We start from the raw sequence: 21475 nt of genomic DNA, 5'->3' as shown, positions 1-21475 counted from the left end.
GCTTTCTGCTCTGGCGTGTAGTAAATGCGCGTTCTTCGTTTCATGGCAACGTCCCCCTTGATTAAGGATAGCGTTGCAGCGACCCGTTGAACTCACAGTGAGGAGCGGACGTTGGCCTCATGATGGAAGACCGCTAATAGAGGTATTGCACAACTATGCAGTTTTAAAAATATACAGATGGTATTTACTGACGGCTGAACCTAATTCAGGAGACGGTTCATTCTCGCCAATCATCAAAAGTGGTATTCGATTTAGCTAAGTTACAGTCATCACACAGTACCTGCAAATTTGATTTATCTAATGCAAAATGCGGAAACTTTGAACGCGGAAGAATATGATCAACATGTAATACAATCCCATGCACTCTTGGTGAGCGACCACAACAAGCGCAGCATGCAGATTGCTCACGTAAAACTTGATATCTTAATGAGCGCCATTCTGATGAGCGATAGAAGAGATCTTTTTCCTGACACATTCGTTGTTTAGTATTTTTTCTGACTGTCTGATGAGGTGAAAAAGTAGTAGCTTTAGCTCGATCCTTTTGAGTATTACGTGGAGAGTTTAAAGTCCTTTTTCTAGCCGAGCTTGCATACTCATATAAAGCAACTATTTCTTTAGCTTTTTGCATTACATCAGTAGAAGTATTCGTTGTGTTTAAAACTGGCTCTTTTCGATATTTTAATTTACGTGCAGCTTTATATTCTTGTAATTTGATAATTGCAGCACAGAAGATAAAGCCTGCAAGGGTCGCTAATCCAATTGCCGTCCAGACAGGCATCTCAAGCCAAAACTTTGCTGCTAGTGCCAAACCGGCCCAAACGGGATAGCTGGTGAAGGTAAGTGCTAAGACACTGCTTAATCTCACTAAGATGCTCCAGAATAAAAATATGACGCTACATCAAACAGGTAACTACCGATAATCTCAACCATTTTAACACATCACGATACTTGTAATGGCCGCATCTGGCACAAGGCTGACGGTCAGATTGACTCCAGAGTATCGAAATCTCACCCAATCCCAACAACTCCGAACTCCCCCTAAATCAACAACTTCACCCGATCATAAATCAGTCGATCTTCGAGCCGCGCGGATCGGGCATGCTGGCGCAGAGTGCGAACCAGGTTATCAATCAACGCATGGGCGGCAGTGCTGAGAATACTGTTGCGCCGGGTGACGATGTTCAGCCGCGCCACGTCGCAACCTTCTTGCAGCGCCAGCGGTTGCAGGCGCCCGGCAAACTGCGGTAACCCGAGCAACGGTGCCGGGCACCAGGTGCACATGTCTGCCGACTCCACCATCGCCTGCAGCATGCCGAGGGAATGCGCATGAATAATGCGGCTCGGATCGAGTTGAGCGCCGTGTCGGCTGAACAGTTGATGGATTAAATCGTCATAATTATCTGGGGTGTAATTCAGCACCCAGTCCTGCTCAAGCAACTGGTGGATCGAGGTGCTTTGGCCCAACTGATGCCCGTGCCGCACCATCACCGCCGTTTCATAATCCAGCAGCGGCTCGCAATGAAACTCTTGCGGTGCCATCGAGGCCGGAAGCGGCGTGATGGCAAAATCCATTGTGCCCTCTCGCAGTTGGGATTGGGCGTTGGCCATCAGGCTTTCAAACAGCTCCAGTTTCACGCTGGGCATCTTTTTGCGAAAGGCCACCACGGCCGTCGGTAACACCGTCAGCATCAACCAGGGCGTGATAGCCACCTTCACCTGTTCTTGCGCCAACCCGCGCAGGCCCGCCATTTCATTGCTGGCCTGTTCCAGTTGGTTCAGCACCAACCGGGCGTGCGCCAGCAGCGTTTTCCCGTAAGGCGTAAAGCCCAGTCCAGCCGGGGTGCGGATCAGCAATGGCAGTTCCTGCTGCTGTTCCAGCTCGCGCAGGGCGCGCGTGACCGCCGCCTGTGAAAGCCCCAGTTGTCGTGCGGCGGCGCGGATGCTGCCACCGTCGGCACTGGCGACCAAGGCCTGTAATTGATGTAGTTTCATCACGCCCCCTGACAATCAAAGGTTGTCAGCATAACCGAACGACGGCTCCCCGGGCAAAAGGTTGTTTGTTAGTCTCCGAAGTACCTTGTTCCCGGTTATTGAACGCATCGGGAACCTAATACTCCCGTTGGAAACCCTGATGATTCATTCGCTGGTTTTACCTGAAATAGCCGCTGTTCAGCACGAAATGGTCGCCATTCGTCGCCATATTCATGCTCATCCCGAATTGGGATTTAACGAATTCGCCACCAGCGATTTGGTGGCAAAACTGCTGTCCGAATGGGGTTATCAGGTCACGCGCCATATAGGACAAACCGGGGTTGTCGCCACGCTGCAACGCGGTGTGGGGAAATCGCTTGGCTTGCGCGCCGATATGGACGCGCTGCCGATTGAAGAAACCAGCGAATTGCCCTATGCCAGCACCCACAGCGGCGTGATGCACGCCTGCGGTCATGATGGCCACACCACCATGCTATTGGCGGCTGCGCGTTATCTGGCGCAGCGGTCTGACTTTACCGGTACCCTGCACCTAATTTTTCAACCGGCGGAAGAAGGTGGCGGCGGTGCCCGAGTGATGATGGAAGACGGGTTGTTCGAACGCTTTCCCTGCGATGCGGTGTTCGCCATGCACAACGTGCCCGGCTTCCCGGTCGGCCAACTGGGCTTTGCCAGCGGCCCCTTCATGTGTTCGGCCGATACCGTCAACATCACTCTGCATGGGCACGGCGGCCACGGCGCGGTGCCGCAGCACACCGTTGATCCAGTAGTAGTCTGCGCCGCCATCGTGATGAGCCTGCAGACCATCGTATCCAGAAATATCGATCCGCAGGAAACGGCAATTGTGACCGTGGGCGCGATCCAGGCCGGTCTTGCAAGCAATGTCATCCCCTCGATCGCCACCATGACGCTGAGCGTGCGCGCGCTGAATGCCGATGTCCGTCAACGGCTGGAAGACCGCATTACGGCACTGGTGGAAGCACAGGCCGTCAGTTTTGGTGCCCGGGCAGAGATTGATTACCAACAGGGTTATCCGGTGTTGGTGAACCACGCGGCGGAAACTGAGCTGGCGCGAACGGTGGCGCTGGAATGGGCCGGTGAAAGCCGGGTTATCGCCAACCTGCGCCCGATTACCGCCAGTGAAGACTTCGCTTTTATGCTGGAGAAATGTCCCGGCAGTTATATCTCGATTGGTAACGGGGAAAGCACGCCCGGGAATTCGCTGCATAACGCCGGTTACGATTTTAACGACGAGTGTCTGCCGATTGGCGCCACTTATTGGGTCAAGCTGGTTGAACGCTTCCTGGCTTAATGCATTATTTAATCCACTCCGCTGAGGAAATGACATGAAAAAAACGATGGGTTTGGTTTTATTGTTGCCGTTAGCGTTAAGTTTTTCGGCCCTTGGCGGTGAGTTTAGCGGCAAGGTGATTAAGTTGGGCATTGATCCCACCTTCCCGCCGCTGGAATACAAAACTGCGCAAGGAGCCCTGACCGGGTTCGGTGTGGATATCGCTCAGGCGCTGTGCGATGAAATGCAGGCCAAGTGCGTGTGGGTCGAAAGCAGTTGGGACGGGATGATCCCGGGGTTGCAGGCAAAAAAGTTTGACGCTATCGCCTCCTCAATGACCATTACGCCGCAGCGCGAAAAGCAGATCGCCTTCTCGAGCAAGGTGTCTAACGCCCCGGCGCGGTTGGTGGCACGCAAAGGCAGCGATCTGCAGCCCACGGCGGCGTCGCTAAAAGGCAAATCGATTGGCGTGCAGCAAGGCTCCAGCCAAGAAGCTTATGCGAACGCACTGTGGCGTCCGGCCGGTGTCAACGTCGTTGCCTATCAGAGCCAACAGGAAGTAAATGAGGATCTGGCCAACGGCCGGTTGGACGCTTCGTTGCTGGCCAGCGTCAGCGCCAGCGAATTCTTCAAAACGCCCGGCGGCAAGGACTTCGCCTTTACCGGTGCGGAACTGAATGACAGCAAATATTTTGGCATTGGCGATGGTATTGGCGTGCGTAAAGAGGACCGCGCATTACTTGATGCCTTCAACGCGGCGCTGAAAGCCATTATCGCCAACGGCACCTATAAGAAGGTGAACGATAAATACTTTGATTTTGATATGTACGGTAAAGGGGAATAACGGCGGGGCAAACTAAAAGGGCCAGGCGAGTGCCTGGCCCAATAAAAACGGTTACTTCACTTCGCCCATAGCCTTCAGCTTTTTGGACAGTTCGCGACGTTCTTTAGACAGATCGGCATTTTTGATGATGTAGTCATCAACGCGATCTTCATAGTCGCTGCGCATGTTGGCAATGATGCCTTGAACATCTTCAATGCTCATGCCCGGCTTGATGTACTCACTCAGGTTATCGAGCAACAGCACACGCTTCTGGTTGTCGCGGACTTTCTTCTCGTTGTCGACAATTTCGCGTTGCAGCTTATTTTTACGTCGGAACATACGCACAAACTCCAGAACGTCCTGGAAACTCGGCTTATTTGCATTATCCATCTTCATACCCTTGCTTTAGTAATACACAGATTCATTTGCTTACGGCCACAATGAGACCAAGATACAGGTTTGTGGCGCTCAGACACAACACTCATCGCCCTATCTTACTCACTTTAGCGCCGCGACAAAAACCCGAAGCGCCTGCTTCATGATCTGGCCCCCTATTCGCACTCGCCGGCGGTACATACCTTGAGCAGGTCACCCAGTTCTTCCAACTGCTGCGTCAGTTCCATGCTCAGCCAGACATAACCGTAGATCGGTGCTTCGCCGTGCAGGTTGACGCTGGCCTCTTGCATCAGGGTTTTCAGCTCGGCGGCAACTTCACTCAGCTCCCCTGCCGCCACCGCCTGCTGTGTCTGCGGGCCGTTATGCATCGTCTCCGCCAGCGCCTCCAGCGAGCGTAACGTCAGCAGTTGCGCACTGCGCAGAGTTTTGGCATTCAGCATAATAAAGTGGGTTTCGCGCGAGGCCCAGTAGGCATCGGCCAACAGCTCCAGCGTACACACCAAATTGCGGCTCAGCGTTTGCACCGCTTCAAACACAGCTTTGGGAATATGGGTTTCTTTGCTGCTGGGGACAATCAGGCCACGTAATTTAACCACCTGATTCAGCAAATCTTTCAGCTGTGGCTCCAGGCGCGGCCGTTCGATCATGTTCGGGGACAGATAAGCGCCATAGATTTTTCCCGCGCTTTGCAGGCAATCCGCCATCTGCATACGCCACAGGATGTAGGCGCGTTGTGGGTAAATACTGGTGAACAACAGCGCCAGCAGTGAGCCAAAAATCACGTCGCCGCTGCGCCACAGCGCGGTGTGCATATCACCGGCCCCCGCGCCACAGACCACCGCCAGCGTAATACCCACCAACAGCGCCATATAGGGCCGTTTGCCGAGCGTCAGATAGCCGCAGAAAAACATCACCACCCCGCACCACGCCAGCATTAAGGGGAGTGAATACAGCTCAAGATACAGCGCGATCAGGCCCGAGGCGGCACCAAACACCGTGCCGGCGATACGCTGCAACGCCCTTTGCAACACGTTGCCCCAGAACGAAATCGGCCCCATCACCACCACCAGGGTAATCAGCGGCCAGGTGCCTTCCGGCACTTCGAGCAGGCGGATCAGCAGGAAGGTCAGGATAAACGCCAGCCCAATGCGCACACCGTGCACAATGCGGTAATGGCGATATGTCAGATGTTCAAATGACGATATTTTTCTGTCGAGGCGCACAATGCATCCCGTTATCGATGGCGAGAAAGAACATTAGTTTAGCGGAGGAAGGCAGGCAGAGAAAAGGCGTCCCCTATCCGCAGTCAGGCATTAAGCGGCATATTTATCCACCAGCGCGCGCAAAATGGCGGCGGTTTCCACATCCATCACCCCGTCGTACTGCCGTTGACGGAAATGCAGCTGGAAAGCACGCACCAGTTGACGGTAGCCTTCGGCATCGGTCGCCGCCGAGGTGTCGTAACCGTACTTAGCGAACAACGCCAGCAAATCTGGCTGTGCCGGTACACCATGGCACTGATACTCATGCTGGTGACGCTGCTTCACCGCTTCGTCATACCAGGCGCCTACACCGGCCAGATACAGCTGATGCCAGGGGAACTGCGGGCCGGGATCGCTCTTGCGGCCCGGGGCGATATCGGAATGCGCCACCACGTTAACCGGCGTGATATCCGGATAGCGCTGCAGGATGTTCTGCGCCAGTTGGCTGACCGCCGCAATCTGCTGCGGATTAAACGGCGGGAAGGTGATGTCTTCGCCATCGCCGCTGGCCAGATTGACGATCTCGATGCCAATCGACGTATCGTTGAGATTATTGCGAGTGCCCCACTGACTGGAACCGGCATGCCAGGCCCGTTCCACTTCATCAACCAGATTAAAAATGCGCACGCCGCTGAAGCCAGCCGCCTGATAGCTTTGATCTTGCGGATCCGGTACCAGGTAATGGGCGCTGACCGACTTGCCGGTCAATGACTGCACGGAATCGGCAAAGTTTTGCGCCGTGTAATGCAGCACCAGAAAGCGCACCCGGTGGCCAAAGGTGGCTACCGAGCGGTAGCTGTTGTAATCCATACTGAACATAGTAGATTCCTTGTTAGTTAAACTAGTCATTGCAGGATCCTTCCCGCTCAAGCGGTCGCACCATGCAGCGACCCTACAATGCCTTCGTGGATCTTGTCCACCCGTTAATGTTTAGCTAATTGCTAAAGTTAAGGCGAGAAATATTTAGTGAAAGCAATATTTACCTTTTTGCTAAAGAGTGCGATCATCCGACAATGGAAACCAAAGAAATAAGACGCAATAATTTGCGCGAGCTGATGGCCAGCTACGCCCGACAGGGTGTTAACCAGAACGAGTTTGCGGTGCTGGTTGAGTCCTCTTCGCCTACGCTGAGCCAAATCAGCGGTGAAAAATCCTCCCGCAACCTGGGGGATAATCTCGCCAGACGGATCGAGGCTAAACTGAATCTGCCCAAGGGCTGGTTTGACGTTTTCCATGAAAAAGAGTTGGTGCGCCCGTTTGATAACGTGGCGGCAGAGTCGGACTTTCAACCAGCCCGCCTGAAGCCGGTGGTATGGGAAGACACCGAACAGGACAAGGAAGAGTTTGTGGAAATCCCGCTGCTGGATATCAATTTTTCTGCCGGCGACGGCTGTTATGAAATCGTCGATCGTGAAGAGTTTTCGCTGATCTTCCGTCGCTACTATCTGCACAAGATGGGGGTGGCGGTGAATGCTGCGCGCATCATCCGCATTTCCGGCTCCAGCATGGAACCGCGTCTGCAAGACGGCGATGTGGTGGGGATTAATACCGATGACATCCGCATTCGCGAAGGCAAAACCTACGCCATTCGGCACGGTAATCTGCTGCGGGTAAAAGTGTTGATCGAGCAGCCCGACGGCGGCGTCACTATTCGCTCCCTGAACCGGGAAGAATACCAGGACGAACACCTGAGCTATCCGCAGCGCAAAGACCAACTGGTGGTGCTGGGCCGCGTTTTCTGGTCGTCTTCGTCCTGGTAATCAGCCGGGCGCCATTGGTTGGCGCCTTGCTGTTATTTAAAATCGACCACCATCTGCTGCTGGATCGATAATCCCCGGGTGGACTGCACGCAACAGTCGATGTAATCGGTAAAGCGCGGCGGTTTCGGCATGCCCAGCTTAAGGATTTTGTCATTGCTGAAACGCACGTTAAGCATGGCGAAAGATCCATACAGGCGCATCGCTTTCAGCATCAGTCGTTCGTTACAAGGCCCGAAAATATCCTTCAGCTGTTTGCGCATTTTCAACAGCGCTTCGTAACTGACCTGCGCGTAATGATCGCCAAGCGGCGGTTTTTCCAGCGCGGCGGCAATGGCACGGTCAATATCCGCAAAGCTGACGCTGCTCTCTTCACCGGCGGAGATATGATAAACGTCATTCTCCAGCGTTTCGCTGTTCAGCAGCATCACCATCGCATCGGCGCAGTAGTCGACCGGGATCACGTCGATATTATCCTGCAGCGAACACATAAACTTACGCAGCAGCAGCGCCATGCTGAATACCCAGAAAATGCTGCTGGAAGGCTGGCAACCCAGGCGAGTATGCCCCACCACAATCGAAGGACGGGCAATCACTAACGGCAACTGCGGGCAGTGCTGACGCATCAGCTGTTCGATGGTTGATTTTGAACGGGTGTATTCCACCAGGTGCTCGGCCGTTTCTTCAAACTCGGCGCTTTCCGCTACCAGTGAACCCGGTTCCGGCGCACAGGACATGGCGGTGCCCACGTGCAGGAATCGTTTTAATCCAGAGACCTGCGCCATTCTTTTGGCAAAGGCCAACGTACCCTCAACATTAACCTTCCAAATAAGCGGGTTATTGCCAAATGACGCGACGGCCGCACAATTAATAACGTGCGTTACATTGTTAATTCGTGTGTCCGCTAAAAATTCAACAGGCTCACTTAAATCGCCCAACAATATATTTTCTATCGTGATTTTCGAGAATAAATCGCCATCAATATTAAACTTTTCCATATTCTGACGAATACGTTCCAATCCCTGCTGTGCATTTTCAGCTCGCACTAACAGAAGATAGTTAATTGACTGATTTTCTTTCAGTAATTTCTCGAGCACTGCACCACCGAGAAAACCGGTAGCGCCGGTCAACAGCAGAGTTTTCATAATCCGTATCCATATTGGTATTGAATGCTGCTGATTGTATGGGGGGATAATTAAACGAATATTAAATAAAACTCAGTGGCACTGATTTATCTTTTCTTAATATTATCTTAAGGAATATTTTGAAACATCGCAGCGGTATTTGGTAACACATTAATAAAAAACAAACCGGAATAAACAAGTCCGTTGACATAGCATTGATATCAACTCTGATTTAATTCCCTGGTGAATGTTATTACCTTTACTCATCAGGAGTATTTATGAGCTATAACCAAAAAGTCTGGTTGGGCATCTTGGTCCTGTGCAGCGTTTTCTGGCTGGCGGTGATCGGCAGTATTTTCTCGGCCCATGAGGCCTTCGAGCACGCTAATCTGCAGAGCCAGCAGGAATTTTCTGCCCGATATGTTCAGCATTATCATGGTACTGCCGCGCCAAGCCACGCTCTCCAGGCAAAATCGCCCACTTCTTGAGACTCCCCCCTGAATGGGGTAGGGACAAGCGCGGCCAAGGATCCTATGATGCCCTATGATTCACAGGGAGAATAATATGGGTCGAAAGCTGGATAGCTTACCGCAGGCAGAACGTGAAAAAGTTGAAGTCGATTTACTGGCCCTCAGCGTCATTTATAACGAACGCTATGGCATTACCGTCAATGACGCCACCAACGTCGAACAACAGGTACCCGATGATCTACGGCCCTACTTTCATCTGCGCCTGAACTACTACCGTAGTGCGTAATGCAGCGCATTTCGGTGATTAACACTAACGACTCGTACATCTCGCCGTTACAATAGAGGCATATTCCCTACGCCACGTGAGAGATGCGATTTTGAGCAGCAAGGCACCGGCCACATTCTACATCCACGACTACGAAACCTTCGGTATTAGCCCATCGCTGGACCGCCCGGCGCAGTTTGCCGGTGTGCGTACCGATGCGGATTTCAATATCATCGAAGAGCCGTTGGTCATCTACTGCACCCCGGCCGATGACTACCTTCCCGATCCTGAAGCGGTGATGATCACCGGTATCACGCCGCAACTGGCGCTGGCCAAAGGCGTCAACGAAGCCGAGTTTGCGCGTCAGATCCACCAGGCGTTCAGCGTGCCCGGCACCTGTATTCTGGGTTACAACAATATCCGCTTCGATGACGAAGTCAGCCGCAATATTTTCTACCGTAGCTTCTACGATCCCTACGCCTACAGCTGGCAGAACGGCAACTCACGCTGGGATTTGCTCGACGTGATGCGAGCCTGCTATGCACTGCGCCCGGACGGCATCGTTTGGCCGGAGAACGAAGACGGCTTCCCCAGCTTCCGTCTGGAGCACCTGACCCGCGCCAATGGCATCGAACATGAGCATGCCCATGACGCCATGTCGGACGTCTACGCCACCATCGCCATGGCCAAACTGGTTAAACAGGCGCAGCCACGGCTGTTTGATTTCCTGCTGCAGCACCGCAACAAGCATAAGCTGAACGCCCTGATCGACATTGCGGAAATGACACCCCTGGTGCACGTTTCAGGCATGTTCGGGGCCGCACGCGGCAACACCAGTTGGGTCTCGCCGCTGGCCTGGCACCCGGATAACAAGAACGCGGTGATCATGTGTGATTTGGCTGGCGATATGACGCCGCTGCTGACGCTGAGTGCCGACGAGCTGCGTGAACGGCTGTATACCCGCCGCGACGATCTGGCCCCCGGGCAATCGCCGGTCCCGATCAAACTGGTGCATATCAATAAATGTCCGGTGCTGGCACCGGCCAAAACCCTGCTGCCGGAAAACGCCGAGCGGCTGGGTATCGATCGTCAGGCCTGCCTGCAAAACCTGCAGTTGCTTCGCCAGCATCCGCAAGTGCGCGAAAAAGTCGTTGCGCTGTTCGCCGAAGCCGAGCCTTTCAAGGGATCGGATGATGTCGATGCGCGGCTGTACGACGGTTTCTTTAGCGATGCCGACAAGGCGGCGATGAAGATTATTCAGCAGACCAAACCGCAGAACCTGCCGGCGCTGGATCTGACCTTCAGCGATAGCCGCATGAAAGAGCTGTTGTTCCGTTTCCGTGCCCGCAACTACCCCAATACGCTGGATGACGCCGAACAACGCCGCTGGTTGCAGCATCGTCAGGAAGCCCTGAGCGCCGAGCGGGTGCAGAGCTATGTCCTGCAACTGGAGTCGCTGTATAACCTGCACGAAGGCGATCAGGAAAAGACCGCGCTGTTGAAAGCGCTGTTTGAGTACGGCAAAGAATTGGTCGGCTGACAAAAATAACAAAGGGCGCCGAAGCGCCCTTTTTAATATCTACTGCTTAAAGATTATGCTGCGTCTTCGCTAGCCTGTGGCACCGGCAGGCGGAAGCTGCGGGTCACAAAGGCCAGGTAAATCAGGCCAATTGCCGCCCACACCAGGCCCAGCGTCATTGAGCTGGCTTCCAGATTCAGCCACAGTGCACCTACGGTCAGCGCGCCCATAATTGGCAGGATCAGGTAGTTAAAGGTGTCTTTAACGGTACGGTTCAGCTTATCGCGAATATAGAACTGCGAAATCACCGACAGGTTCACGAAGGTGAACGCCACCAGCGCACCGAAGTTAATCAGCGCCGTTGCCGTCACCAGATCAAACGACACCGCAGACAACGCAATCACGCCGACCAATAGCACGTTCAGTGCCGGAGTACGCCATTTCGGGTGCACATAACCGAAGAAACGCTCCGGGAATACGCCGTCACGGCCCATCACATACATCAGGCGCGAAACACCGGCGTGCGACGCCATGCCCGAAGCCAGTACGGTCACGCAAGAGAACACCAGGATCACCGACTGGAAGAACTTGCCGGCCACGTACAGCATGATTTCCGGCTGAGACGCGTCAGGATCTTTAAAGCGTGAAATGTCCGGGAAGTACAACTGTACAAAGTAAGACACCACGATAAAGATAACACCGCCGATCAACGCCGTCAGGAAGATGGCTTTCGGGATCACGTTCTCTGCGTCTTTGGTTTCTTCAGACAGCGAGCTGATGCCATCAAAACCGAGGAACGAGAAGCACAGAATGGTCGCACCGGTAATCATCGGCACCACATGCGCACCTTCAGACCAGAACGGACGGCTGCTGATCAGCGTACCGGCACCTTCGCCGTGCGAAATACCATTCACCACCAGGAACAGGAACACGATCATGATCGCCACCTGCACCACCACGATAATGGAGTTCAGGTTCGCCACCAGCTTGATACCGCGCAGGTTGAACAGCGTCATCAGCGCGACCAATGCCGCCACGAAGATCCACGAAGGCACGCCCGGGAAGATGGCTTCCAGGTAAATCTTGGCCAACAGGATGTTGATCATCGGCATGAACAGGTAGTCCAGCAGTGATGACCAGCCCACCATAAAACCAACGTGCGGGCTGATGGCCTTCTGGGCATAGGTATAAGCAGAACCGGCAGACGGGAATTTCCGCACCAGTTTGCCATAGCTCAGTGCGGTAAACAGTACCGCCAGCAAAGCAAAGGCGTACGCAGTGGCGACGTGACCATCGGTCAGGCCGGATACGATGCCAAAGGTATCGAAGATGGTCATTGGCTGCAGATAAGCCAGCCCCATCATCACTACCGGAACTAAAGTCAGGGTTTTACGCAGCTGTGCGCGTTGAGCCGGAGCGGCGCTGATGATGTTATCGGACATGACGCAGCCCCCCCTTACCTTCAGCCTTGCGGAGCGTAGACACGCCAAGACTTAAGGTTGCGGGGAAACTTCGCAACTTGCGACTGAATTCAAAAAGAAGGGGATTGGAAGCTGGATAACGAGTCAAGGCGGCCTTGGCTGCTCCATAATCGCTGCGACCGCAGCGGAAACCGGCGGGCACCGGTGCTAAAGTGAAAAATTGCCCCATCTTTCTTATCCTCATGAGTCACGACCATAAAGTTTTATTTGATCGCGCACGAAACTATTTATCTATCCGGATCGGTGTCCGGCCTCGCTTGGTGTATGAAACGCACAGTTTGTAGAACACAAATGCAAAAAAAATAACCGACGCGTTAAAACGTCGGCTATCTGCATTAGGGATATTTTGCACCAGAAACCCTCCTGATGACAAGATCAGGAAGGCCTGTTAAACAAATTCTTTTCGCGATCGTTCGGAAAAGCGCCCTTACGGGTGAATTAATCCGCTATCTTCACTTTCGCCTATCAACTTTATGACGCTTAGTTTACGCCGCCTCAGGCATTTTTCAACATCCAGTCGATCTCGGTTTCCGTCACCAACCGCTCGAACTGCATCAGTTCATCCATTTTGCAGGCATGGTAAACATGCGCGAAACGTTCACCGAGATACTGCGTCAATTCATGCTGATGCTCGAATTCATATAGCGCATCGCTTTGGCGGATCGGGAACGGCAACCCTTCCTGCTCCAACCCGTTGCCGGTCACCGGCTCAGGTAACGGCAGTTCGTTGTCCAGTCCGTAAAGAATACCTGACAGTATCGCCGCCACCACCAAATAAGGATTGGCATCTGCGCCCGCCACGCGGTATTCCACCCGATGGTTTTCCTGCTCACCGCAGGGAATGCGCAGCGCAACGGTGCGGTTGTTGTGTCCCCAGGATGCCTGGGTAGGCACATACATACCCGGCTGAAAGCGGCGGAAGGCGTTAACATTGGGTGCCAGCAGCGCCATGGAGGCCGGCATCAAGGTGATCATCCCGGCCAGCGCGCGATGCAGCAGCGCCGAGTCTTCGCCGTCCGCTTGCGCGAACAGGTTGTTGCCGTTGCCGTCCAGCATGCTGATATGCACATGCATACCGCTACCGGCGTATTCTTCATAAGGTTTCGCCATAAAGGTGGCATGCAAGTGATGGTTTTCCGCCACCATTCGCACCAGACGTTTCAGCCCCAACGCATGGTCACAGGCCAGCAGCACGTTATCGGTATGCTTCAGGTTCACCTCGAACTGGCCGGGTGAGGCCTCCGCGACCGCGCCGTCCGCCGGTAAGCCCTGCATTTGCGCCAGACTGTCGATGTCGTTTAACACTTCGGCGAAATGATTCAGGTTATCCAGCGAGTAAACCTGGCTCTGCATATTGCGCTCCTGGGTACCGGGCGCACAGGGTGGCTGCAAATACCCTTCGGAGTCTCGCTGTCGATCAATGAGATAGAACTCCAACTCTACCGCTACCACCGGGAACATGCCGCGCTGGCGCAACGCCTGCCACACTCGATTCAGGACATTACGGGGTTCAACGTCAAAGGGAGTGCCATCTTCATCCAGCATGGTCAGCAACACCTGACCGATATTATCCGGGTCCGCCGCTGACGGCGTCAGCGAACCGAGTACCGGCATACAAACGCGGTCCGGCTCACCCAGTTCCTGGCCCAGGCCTGCCTCTTCCACCACATTGCCCAAAATATCCATAGCGAATACCGAGGCGGGGAAGTAACAGCCTTTTTCCAATTTTTTCAGTCCGGAGACGGGAATACGTTTACCGCGGAAGGAACCATTCAGGTCAGTGAGAAGGATATCGATATACTGCGTTGAGGGATGGCGTTCCAAATAGTGAGCAACCTCACGTTGGAACGCGCTACTTCGCCTCTCTTCATTATGCTGTGCAAAATTTTCAACTGCTGCGATATTGGTTTGCATACATCACCCGCCATTATGCTCTGAGAACGCGCTTGCGTTCGCCTGCCGATAGGTTCAAAACATGGTCTGATTTCTCTGTAGACTGCGCCAGAATGGGCGCTCAAAATAACATCCATAATATGAAACATAGCCTTAACACAAATGGTTTGCAAATGTTACAATCCTGTTTGATTATTCGCCACCGACTGCTAAATTGATAAAATATTGACCGAAAAGGCGTTAACTGCCTTTTTATGTACAGAATTTCGTCCGCCAGAATGGGGGTGGTCATGGGCAATATATTTTCCATATCGGTCACAACTACCGATATCATGCTGTGTCGAACTCACTCAGACAGGCACCTGACACCGATATTCATTTCTGCCTGTCGTCCCTACCAGAAGGAAGTACCGCTATGAGCGAAGTCAGCTTGGCGCCAGGCAAGCGCCTGTCACAGATCCGTCTGCAATTGGGTTTGTCGCAGCGCCGGGTCGCCGAACTGTCCGGGTTAACCCACAGCGCAATCAGCACTATCGAGCAGGACAAGGTCAGTCCGGCCATCAGTACGCTGCAAAAGTTGCTGAAGGTTTACGGGCTGTCGCTGTCGGCATTCTTTGCCGAACCTGAGGCCGCCAATGAACCCAAAGTGGTGATCGAGGCCGAAGATCTGATCGAGATCGGCAGCCAGGGCGTGTCGATGAAGCTGGTGCACAACGGCAACCCAACGCGCAATCTGGCAATGATGCTGGAAACCTATCAACCCGGCACCACCACCGGAGAGAAGATCAAGCACCAGGGCGAGGAGATTGGCACCCTGCTGGAAGGCGAGATCATGCTGACCATCAACGGCCAGACCCACTGCCTGAGCGCCGGCCAGAGCTATGCGATTAACACCGGCATTCCCCACAGTTTCAGCAATACCTCGGCGCGCGTCTGTCGCATCGTCAGCGCACATACCCCCACCACCTTCTGACCCCTCGGGGCGGAGGCGTTATGCAGGAACATGTCGCCAGTTATTATGCCGCTACCGCCAACCCGTTCGCGCCCTATCCAGCGCTGAACGGGCCTGTCCGCTGTGACGTATGCATTATTGGCGGCGGCTTTACCGGCCTGTCGTCTGCATTGCATTTGGTTGAGGCCGGTTACGATGTGGTGCTGCTGGAAGCTGCCCGCATCGGCTGGGGCGCCAGCGGTCGCAACGGGGGTCAGGTAGTCAACTCCTACAGTCGTGATATCGATGTGATCGAAGCGCGCTATGGCGCGGATACCGCAGCGATGCTGGGCAGCATGATGTTCGAAGGGGCGGAGATTATCCGCCGGCGCATCGATCAATATGCCATCGCCTGCGACTACCGTCCTGGCGGCATCTTCGCCGCTCTGAATCCAAAACAATGTCATGAGCTGCAGCAGCAACAGATCCGCTGGCAGCGCTATGGTAATCACCAATTGGAATGGCTGGATCAGCAGGCTATCCGCCGTGAGATTGCCAGCGAGCGTTACGTCGGCGGGCTGTTGGATCGCAACGGTGGCCACCTGCATCCACTCAATCTGGCGCTGGGTGAAGCCGAGGCGGTACGCCGTCACGGCGGGCGGCTGTTCGAACAATCTGCCGCCACGCGCATCGACTACGGCGAAACGGTCAGGGTGCACACTGCCCAGGGGGCGGTCAGCGCCAACTTTGTGATTATTGCCGGTAACGCCTACCTCGGCGAGCAACTCGAACCTCGCCTTAGCCGTTTAAGCATGCCATGCGGTTCACAAATCCTCGCCACCGAGCCATTGTCCAGGGACATGGCACTGTCGCTGCTGCCCAATAATTTCTGTGTCGAAGACTGCAATTACCTGCTGGATTACTTTCGCCTGACCGCCGACAACCGCCTGCTGTATGGCGGTGGCGTGGTGTATGGCGCCCGCGACCCTGCCGATATCGACGCGTTAATCCTGCCCAAGCTATTGAAGACTTTCCCACAACTGAAATGGGTACGGATTGATTACCGCTGGAGCGGCAACTTCCTGCTGACGCTGTCACGTATGCCGCAGTTTGGTCGGCTGGAGAATAACGTCTATTACATGCAGGGCGACAGCGGTCATGGCGTGACCAGCACGCATTTGGCGGGCAAGCTGATCGCCGAAGTGCTGCGCGGCGATGCCGAACGCTTTGATGCCTTCGCCAAATTGCCGCACCTGCCTTTTTTGGGTGGACGCCAGCTGCGCGTCCCCTTCACCGCCCTCGGTGCGGCCTACTATGCGTTGCGTGACCGGTTGGGGTTCTAGTGCCTGCCCGGCCAGATTTTTTTGATCTCAGTTATGCCATTTAGTTTGTTGCGGAAATCGCAATCTGTGTTACAAAAGACTTACTTTAGCCATCTAAACACCTAAACGTCTTTTAATCACACTATGCCAATCCCTACGCCCTCACGCCTCGAGATGCGCAATATCTCGATCGCCTTTGCCGGCTTCAACGCCCTGCAAAACGTTGACTTCACCCTGCAGGGCGGCTCTACCCATGCGCTGGTTGGCGCTAATGGCGCAGGAAAATCCACGCTGATGGCAATACTTTCCGGCGCGCACAACCATTACCGTGGTGAGATCTTTATCGACGGCCAAAAAGTGGATATTCATTCGCCGCTGCAGGCGCGTCAGCACGGGATCCACGTGGTGCAGCAGGAAGTGGATGTGGCGCTGATCCCCACGCTGTCGGTGGCGGAAAATATCATGCTCGACTGGCTGAACCAGCCGGGGCACCTGCTGAACTGGGCGCAACTGTATCGCCAGGCGGCACAGTTACTGGCCCAGTTGGATTTAACCATTAACCTGCGTCAACGATTGGCGGACTGCACATTGGCGGAAAAACAGCAGGTGCTGCTGGCCCGCGCGCTGTCACACCGTTGCCGCTTCCTGGTGCTCGATGAACCCACCGCCCCGCTTGATCGCGCCGAAAGTGAACGTCTGTTCCGCGTGGTACGCCGCCTTAAGTCCGAAGGCATCGGCGTGGTGTTTATTTCCCACCGCATTCATGAACTGAGTGAAATTTGCGACCGCCTGACGGTACTGCGCGATGGCCGCCACGTCAGCGAAGATGCCATGCAGGGGCTGAGCGGCGAACAGATTGTCGAAAAAATGCTCGGCCATCAGTTGGACGACATCTTCCCGCCGCCGCGCCCGCCGCACGGTGCCCGTCCGCTGCTGCAGGTGGAAGGGCTGAACGATCGCCACAAGCTGCGTGACGTCACGCTAAGGCTGCATCAGGGGGAAATCCTCGGTATTGCCGGGCTGGCCGGCGCGGGCAAAACCGAACTGTGCAAGGCGCTGTTTGGTGCCTCAGCGGCCCGGGTTGAACGGGGTGAACTGCTGGGCAAGCCCTGGGCCCCGCGTGCGCCGCACCTTAGCGTTGAACAAGGGCTGGCGCTGGTACCGGAAGAACGGCGCAAAGAAGGCATTTTTATTGATGAAGCCATCCCGATGAACCTGAGCGTCAGCGCCGACGAGAGCTTCTCACGCTGGAGCCTGTTCAGCCGCCGTCAGGAACTGCGCTGGGCGCGGGATATCATGCAGCGCCTGAATATCCGTGCCTCTGGCCCGCAACAGCGGCTGGCCAGGCTGTCAGGCGGCAACCAGCAAAAAGTCGCCATTGGCAAATGGTTACGCGGCGATGCCAAGGTACTGATTTTCGATGAGCCGACCAAGGGCGTGGATATCAAGGCCAAACAGGAGCTGTTCACCCTGATCGACGGCCTGGCGCGCGACGGCAAAGGCATTATCTATGCTTCCGGCGAGTTCTCCGAGCTGGTCGGTTTATGCGATCGCATCTGCGTGCTGTGGGATGGCCGAGTGGTGGCGGAGCTTGACGCCGCCGAGATTGATGAAGAAACCCTATTACTGTATTCCACCGGAGGAACCCCAGCGTGAGTAAAGAATTATCCCTGCAGAATGCGCAACCCTGGCGCCATCAGCTGTTTGAGTTTCTCTACAAATGGGGGATGTTACTCACCGTTGTCGCGCTGATCGCCCTGTTCGGGCTGGCGTCGGACAACTTCCTCGATCCCAATAACATCATCAATATTTTACGCTCAATTGCCATCGTCACGGTGATCGCCATCGGGGTCTCCATTTCGCTGTCGGTCGGCGGTTTCGACCTTTCCGTCGGTTCCACCGCCTCGCTGGCCAACGCCCTGGTGGTTTCGCTGTTTGTTTGGCACGGCTTCGGGACCACCGGCGCGATTGTACTGACGTTGCTGATTTGCACGCTGGTCGGGCTGTTTAACGCTTTCCTGATCGTGGTGCTGAAAATCCCCGATATGCTGGCGACGCTGGCCAGCCTGTTTGTGATCCAGGGCGTAGCGATGACCTACAGCTACGGCGGATCCATCACCCAAAATATGCTGCTGCCGAACGGCGATATGGCGGAAGGCCTGATCCCGGAGATCTTCTCATCACTGGGCCAGGTACCGGTGATCGTGCTGATTATGCTGGCAGTCACTGTGGTGGTGCAGTTGTTCCTGTCGCTGACCAAGCATGGCCGTCGTATGTATGCCATCGGCGGTAACCCGGAGGCGGCACGTCTTTCAGGTATCCGCACCGTACGTTACAGGGTTGCGGCTTATGTCATTTCTGCCCTACTGGCCTCGCTTGGCGGCATACTGCTGGCGTCACGTATTGGTTCTTCGCAGGTGAATGCCGGCAGCGGTTATCTGATGGATGCGGTCGCCGCCGCCTACATTGGTTTCTCGCTGGCCGGCTCCGGTAAACCTAACGCGCTTGGCACGCTAGTCGGCGCGGTGATCCTCGGCGTGTTGCAAAACGGCCTGGTGATGCTCTCCGTCCCCTACTACGCGATGGACATTATCAAAGGTCTGGTGCTGGCCCTGGCGCTAGCGATCACCTACATCCAGAAACGCTGATTTCCCCGGCGCACGTCCTGCTGCGCCGGCTTTTCCTGCCATTCATCACTGCCTGAGCCAGATCCCCTTTCTATTTATAAGCATACAAATGATACGAATTATCATTTGCGTTTACATTTTGTTTGAAATCCTTACAATGGCCTGACTAAATACTGACGGAACGACGAACTCCGCAACGACGGAGCCCGTTTCTACTTATTATTCAAACCGTTAAAACGACACTTTGTCGATTTACATCAGACCAGGAAAGGTTTGCCTCATGGAAAAGCCACGTTATAACCAGCTCACCGCACTGATTATTGCTTCACTCGGCAGCGCCGGCGCGTTCGCCGCACCACAAGATGACGCACAGGACACCATGGTGGTGACCGCATCCGGTTTCCAGCAAAAAATCCAGGACTCTGCCGCGTCTATCTCGGTGATCCCACGTCAGCAGATTGAAGACAAAGCCTATCGCGATATCACTGACGCGTTGAAAGACGTGCCGGGCGTGGTGGTCACCGGCGGGGCCAGCAGCAGCGATATCAGCATTCGCGGCATGTCCTCCAAATACACCCTGATCCTGGTGGATGGCAAGCGCGTGGACACACGTGGCACTCGCCCGAACAGCGATAACTCAGGTATCGAACAGGGCTGGCTGCCACCGCTGGAAGCGATTGAGCGCATTGAAGTGGTACGCGGCCCTATGTCCTCACTGTATGGTTCCGACGCCATGGGCGGCGTGATCAACGTGATCACCCGCAAGACCTCCAGAACCGAATGGAAAGGCTCGCTGCACGGCGATGCCACCTTCCAGGAACGTAGCGACTCCGGTGATATTTTCCAGACCAACGCCTACGCCTCCGGCCCGCTGATTGAAGGCCTGTTGGGCCTACGGGTCAACGGTCTGCTGTCACGCCGTGCCGAAGACAAAATCCTCAACGGTTTTAACGAACAGCGCATGCGCAGCGGCACCGCAGTGTTTAGCCTGACACCGGATGATAAAAACGAATTCGACTTTGAAGTGGGTCGCTCGCTGCAGGACCGTAACAGCACGCCGGGTCAATCCATGGCGACCGAAAACTGCCGCAATAATAAATGTACGCCAAACACCGCCAGCGACAGCCTTTACACCCGCACCAATTATGCCCTGACGCATAACGGTTATTACGACTTCGGGAATACCAACAGCTACATTCAGCGCGAAGAAACCAATAACCCGGGTCGCAAAATGAAGATGTATAACACCATCCTCAATACCCAAACCCAGTTTGACCTCGGTGCCCATATGCTGAACCTGGGCGGTCAATACCGTTATGAAAAACTGAGCGATCAAGGTAATCAGTTGGCGGCAGCTGATGGCTTGAATAAGTTGACCCGTTGGAGCTGGGCGCTGTTTGCCGAAGACGAATGGGCGATGACCAATGACTTCAGCCTGACCAGCGGTATCCGTATGGATCAGGACCAGAACTACGGCAACCACTGGACACCGCGCATGTACGGCGTCTGGCATCTGACCGAACAATTTACGCTGAAAGGCGGCGTTTCCGCCGGTTACCGTTCACCGGATCTGCGCCAATCCTCCGCCAGTTGGGGGCAAATTACTGGCGGTGGGCGCACCTCCATCATCATCGGTAACCCGGACCTGCAGCCAGAGAAAAGCCTGAGCGAAGAGATCGGCGTGATGTGGGATAACCAGCAAGGCCTGAATGCTGGCGTAACCCTGTTCAACACCGATTTCAAAGACAAGATCACCGAAGTCCGCCGCTGTGACAGCGGTGATGGTGACGCACAATGCATGATCGGCGACACCCCTTACTACTTTATCAGTGACCGTACCAACGTTGATAAAGCCAATATGCGCGGCGTAGAGGCCACCTTCGGCTGGGAAATCACCAAGGACTGGGAGTGGACCACCAACTACACCTATACCTCGTCCGAACAAAAAAGTGGGGATTTCCAAGGCAAGCCATTGAACCAGATGCCAAAGCATATGGTTAACAGCGTGCTGGATTGGCAGGCCACCAACGACGTCAGCCTGTGGTCACGTGTGAACTTCCGCAGCAAGACTTCAGATTATTTAAGCCGTACCTCAATGGCCAAGAGCACACCGTCTTACACCTTTGTTGACGCCGGTCTGAGCTATAAGGCCAATAAAAACCTGCAGGTCACCGGTGGGGTTTACAACATCCTCGACAAAACCGTGGATTACGATCACTACAACACCGTACTCGACGGCCGTCGTTACACCGTCGGCATGACCTACAACTTCTGATGCCACACCGGGCGCGCACTTCAAACTGCGCGCCCTTTTTGTTACACCCG

Annotated in this window: 19 protein-coding genes; 11 read left to right on the top strand and 8 right to left on the bottom strand. The window is 54.6% G+C overall.

Annotation, left to right across the window (positions count from 1 at the left end; translation table 11 throughout):
* Positions 1 to 217: 217 nt before the first annotated feature.
* Both OC597_RS24795 and OC597_RS24790 read right to left on the bottom strand, forming a co-directional pair.
* A complete protein-coding gene (locus OC597_RS24795) occupies positions 218 to 865 on the bottom strand; it encodes an HNH endonuclease (protein WP_262210929.1) in 648 nt (215 codons plus the stop codon).
* 173 nt (positions 866 to 1038) lie between these two features.
* Positions 1039 to 1992 carry a LysR family transcriptional regulator gene (locus OC597_RS24790; protein ID WP_262210927.1) on the bottom strand — a complete coding sequence of 318 codons (954 nt, stop codon included), beginning with the start codon at positions 1990 to 1992 and terminating at the stop codon, positions 1039 to 1041.
* A gap of 139 nt (positions 1993 to 2131) precedes the next feature.
* On the opposite strand from OC597_RS24790, the gene OC597_RS24785 reads away from it, so the two are divergent.
* Both OC597_RS24785 and OC597_RS24780 read left to right on the top strand, forming a co-directional pair.
* Positions 2132 to 3301 (top strand): M20 aminoacylase family protein, encoded by a 1170-nt coding sequence (locus tag OC597_RS24785; RefSeq protein ID WP_262210925.1) that lies wholly within the window; start codon positions 2132 to 2134, stop codon positions 3299 to 3301.
* 34 nt (positions 3302 to 3335) lie between these two features.
* Positions 3336 to 4124, top strand: coding sequence for an ABC transporter substrate-binding protein (locus OC597_RS24780; RefSeq protein ID WP_262210923.1), 789 nt, complete (start codon positions 3336 to 3338; stop codon positions 4122 to 4124).
* A 51-nt stretch (positions 4125 to 4175) separates the two neighbouring features.
* Here the strand turns inward: OC597_RS24780 and tmaR are convergent, their stop codons facing one another.
* The 3 genes from tmaR to OC597_RS24765 form a co-directional block, all read right to left on the bottom strand.
* Positions 4176 to 4493, bottom strand: coding sequence for a PTS system regulator TmaR (gene tmaR, locus OC597_RS24775; RefSeq protein WP_020827737.1), 318 nt, complete (start codon positions 4491 to 4493; stop codon positions 4176 to 4178).
* 161 nt (positions 4494 to 4654) lie between these two features.
* On the bottom strand, positions 4655 to 5722 hold the full coding sequence (locus OC597_RS24770; protein WP_262210921.1) for an FUSC family protein: 1068 nt from the start codon (positions 5720 to 5722) through the stop codon (positions 4655 to 4657).
* A 90-nt stretch (positions 5723 to 5812) separates the two neighbouring features.
* Entirely contained in the window at positions 5813 to 6580 is a 768-nt protein-coding gene (locus OC597_RS24765) for an N-acetylmuramoyl-L-alanine amidase (protein WP_262210920.1), read from the bottom strand.
* Positions 6581 to 6774: 194 nt separating this feature from the next.
* Between OC597_RS24765 and OC597_RS24760 the strand changes: the two genes are divergently transcribed.
* Complete coding sequence (locus OC597_RS24760; RefSeq protein WP_099063748.1) at positions 6775 to 7521, top strand: S24 family peptidase; 747 nt, start codon at positions 6775 to 6777, stop codon at positions 7519 to 7521.
* Between the two features lie 32 nt (positions 7522 to 7553).
* Here the strand turns inward: OC597_RS24760 and OC597_RS24755 are convergent, their stop codons facing one another.
* Complete coding sequence (locus OC597_RS24755) at positions 7554 to 8663, bottom strand: SDR family oxidoreductase (protein ID WP_262210917.1); 1110 nt, start codon at positions 8661 to 8663, stop codon at positions 7554 to 7556.
* 257 nt (positions 8664 to 8920) lie between these two features.
* Between OC597_RS24755 and OC597_RS24750 the strand changes: the two genes are divergently transcribed.
* The 3 genes from OC597_RS24750 to sbcB all read left to right on the top strand — a co-directional run bounded on the left by OC597_RS24750 (position 8921) and on the right by sbcB (position 10917).
* On the top strand, positions 8921 to 9130 hold the full coding sequence (locus OC597_RS24750; RefSeq protein ID WP_261284995.1) for a hypothetical protein: 210 nt from the start codon (positions 8921 to 8923) through the stop codon (positions 9128 to 9130).
* 76 nt (positions 9131 to 9206) lie between these two features.
* Complete coding sequence (locus OC597_RS24745) at positions 9207 to 9398, top strand: DNA polymerase III subunit theta (protein ID WP_261284996.1); 192 nt, start codon at positions 9207 to 9209, stop codon at positions 9396 to 9398.
* Between the two features lie 91 nt (positions 9399 to 9489).
* Positions 9490 to 10917: an exodeoxyribonuclease I gene (sbcB, locus tag OC597_RS24740; RefSeq protein ID WP_261462712.1), complete on the top strand. Its 1428-nt coding sequence runs from the start codon at positions 9490 to 9492 to the stop codon at positions 10915 to 10917.
* 53 nt (positions 10918 to 10970) lie between these two features.
* Here sbcB and OC597_RS24735 read toward each other — a convergent pair whose 3' ends face one another.
* Positions 10971 to 12338, bottom strand: a complete 1368-nt coding sequence (locus OC597_RS24735) for an APC family permease (RefSeq protein WP_261255844.1) — start codon at positions 12336 to 12338, stop codon at positions 10971 to 10973.
* Positions 12339 to 12872: 534 nt separating this feature from the next.
* Positions 12873 to 14291, bottom strand: coding sequence for a glutamine synthetase family protein (locus OC597_RS24730; protein ID WP_261255841.1), 1419 nt, complete (start codon positions 14289 to 14291; stop codon positions 12873 to 12875).
* A 394-nt stretch (positions 14292 to 14685) separates the two neighbouring features.
* On the opposite strand from OC597_RS24730, the gene puuR reads away from it, so the two are divergent.
* The 5 genes from puuR (at position 14686) to OC597_RS24705 (ending at position 21425) form a co-directional block, all read left to right on the top strand.
* Positions 14686 to 15243, top strand: a complete 558-nt coding sequence (gene puuR / locus OC597_RS24725; RefSeq protein WP_085117623.1) for an HTH-type transcriptional regulator PuuR — start codon at positions 14686 to 14688, stop codon at positions 15241 to 15243.
* A 20-nt stretch (positions 15244 to 15263) separates the two neighbouring features.
* On the top strand, positions 15264 to 16544 hold the full coding sequence (locus OC597_RS24720; RefSeq protein ID WP_262210914.1) for an NAD(P)/FAD-dependent oxidoreductase: 1281 nt from the start codon (positions 15264 to 15266) through the stop codon (positions 16542 to 16544).
* Between the two features lie 123 nt (positions 16545 to 16667).
* The gene (locus tag OC597_RS24715; protein ID WP_261255838.1) at positions 16668 to 18179 is read left to right on the top strand and encodes a sugar ABC transporter ATP-binding protein; all 1512 of its coding nucleotides are present in this window, start codon (positions 16668 to 16670) and stop codon (positions 18177 to 18179) included.
* Positions 18176 to 19171, top strand: a complete 996-nt coding sequence (locus OC597_RS24710) for an ABC transporter permease (protein WP_099063738.1) — start codon at positions 18176 to 18178, stop codon at positions 19169 to 19171. Before OC597_RS24715 ends, OC597_RS24710 begins: the two co-directional genes overlap by 4 nt.
* Positions 19172 to 19430: 259 nt before the next feature.
* On the top strand, positions 19431 to 21425 hold the full coding sequence (locus OC597_RS24705) for a ligand-gated channel protein (protein ID WP_261255837.1): 1995 nt from the start codon (positions 19431 to 19433) through the stop codon (positions 21423 to 21425).
* Positions 21426 to 21475 lie beyond the last annotated feature (50 nt).

It is taken from the genome of Serratia proteamaculans, from assembly GCF_946227095.1.
Classification (GTDB): domain Bacteria; phylum Pseudomonadota; class Gammaproteobacteria; order Enterobacterales; family Enterobacteriaceae; genus Serratia; species Serratia proteamaculans_E.
Note: the sequence above shows the minus strand (reverse complement) of the source record. Positions and strands in the feature narration are given on the sequence as shown.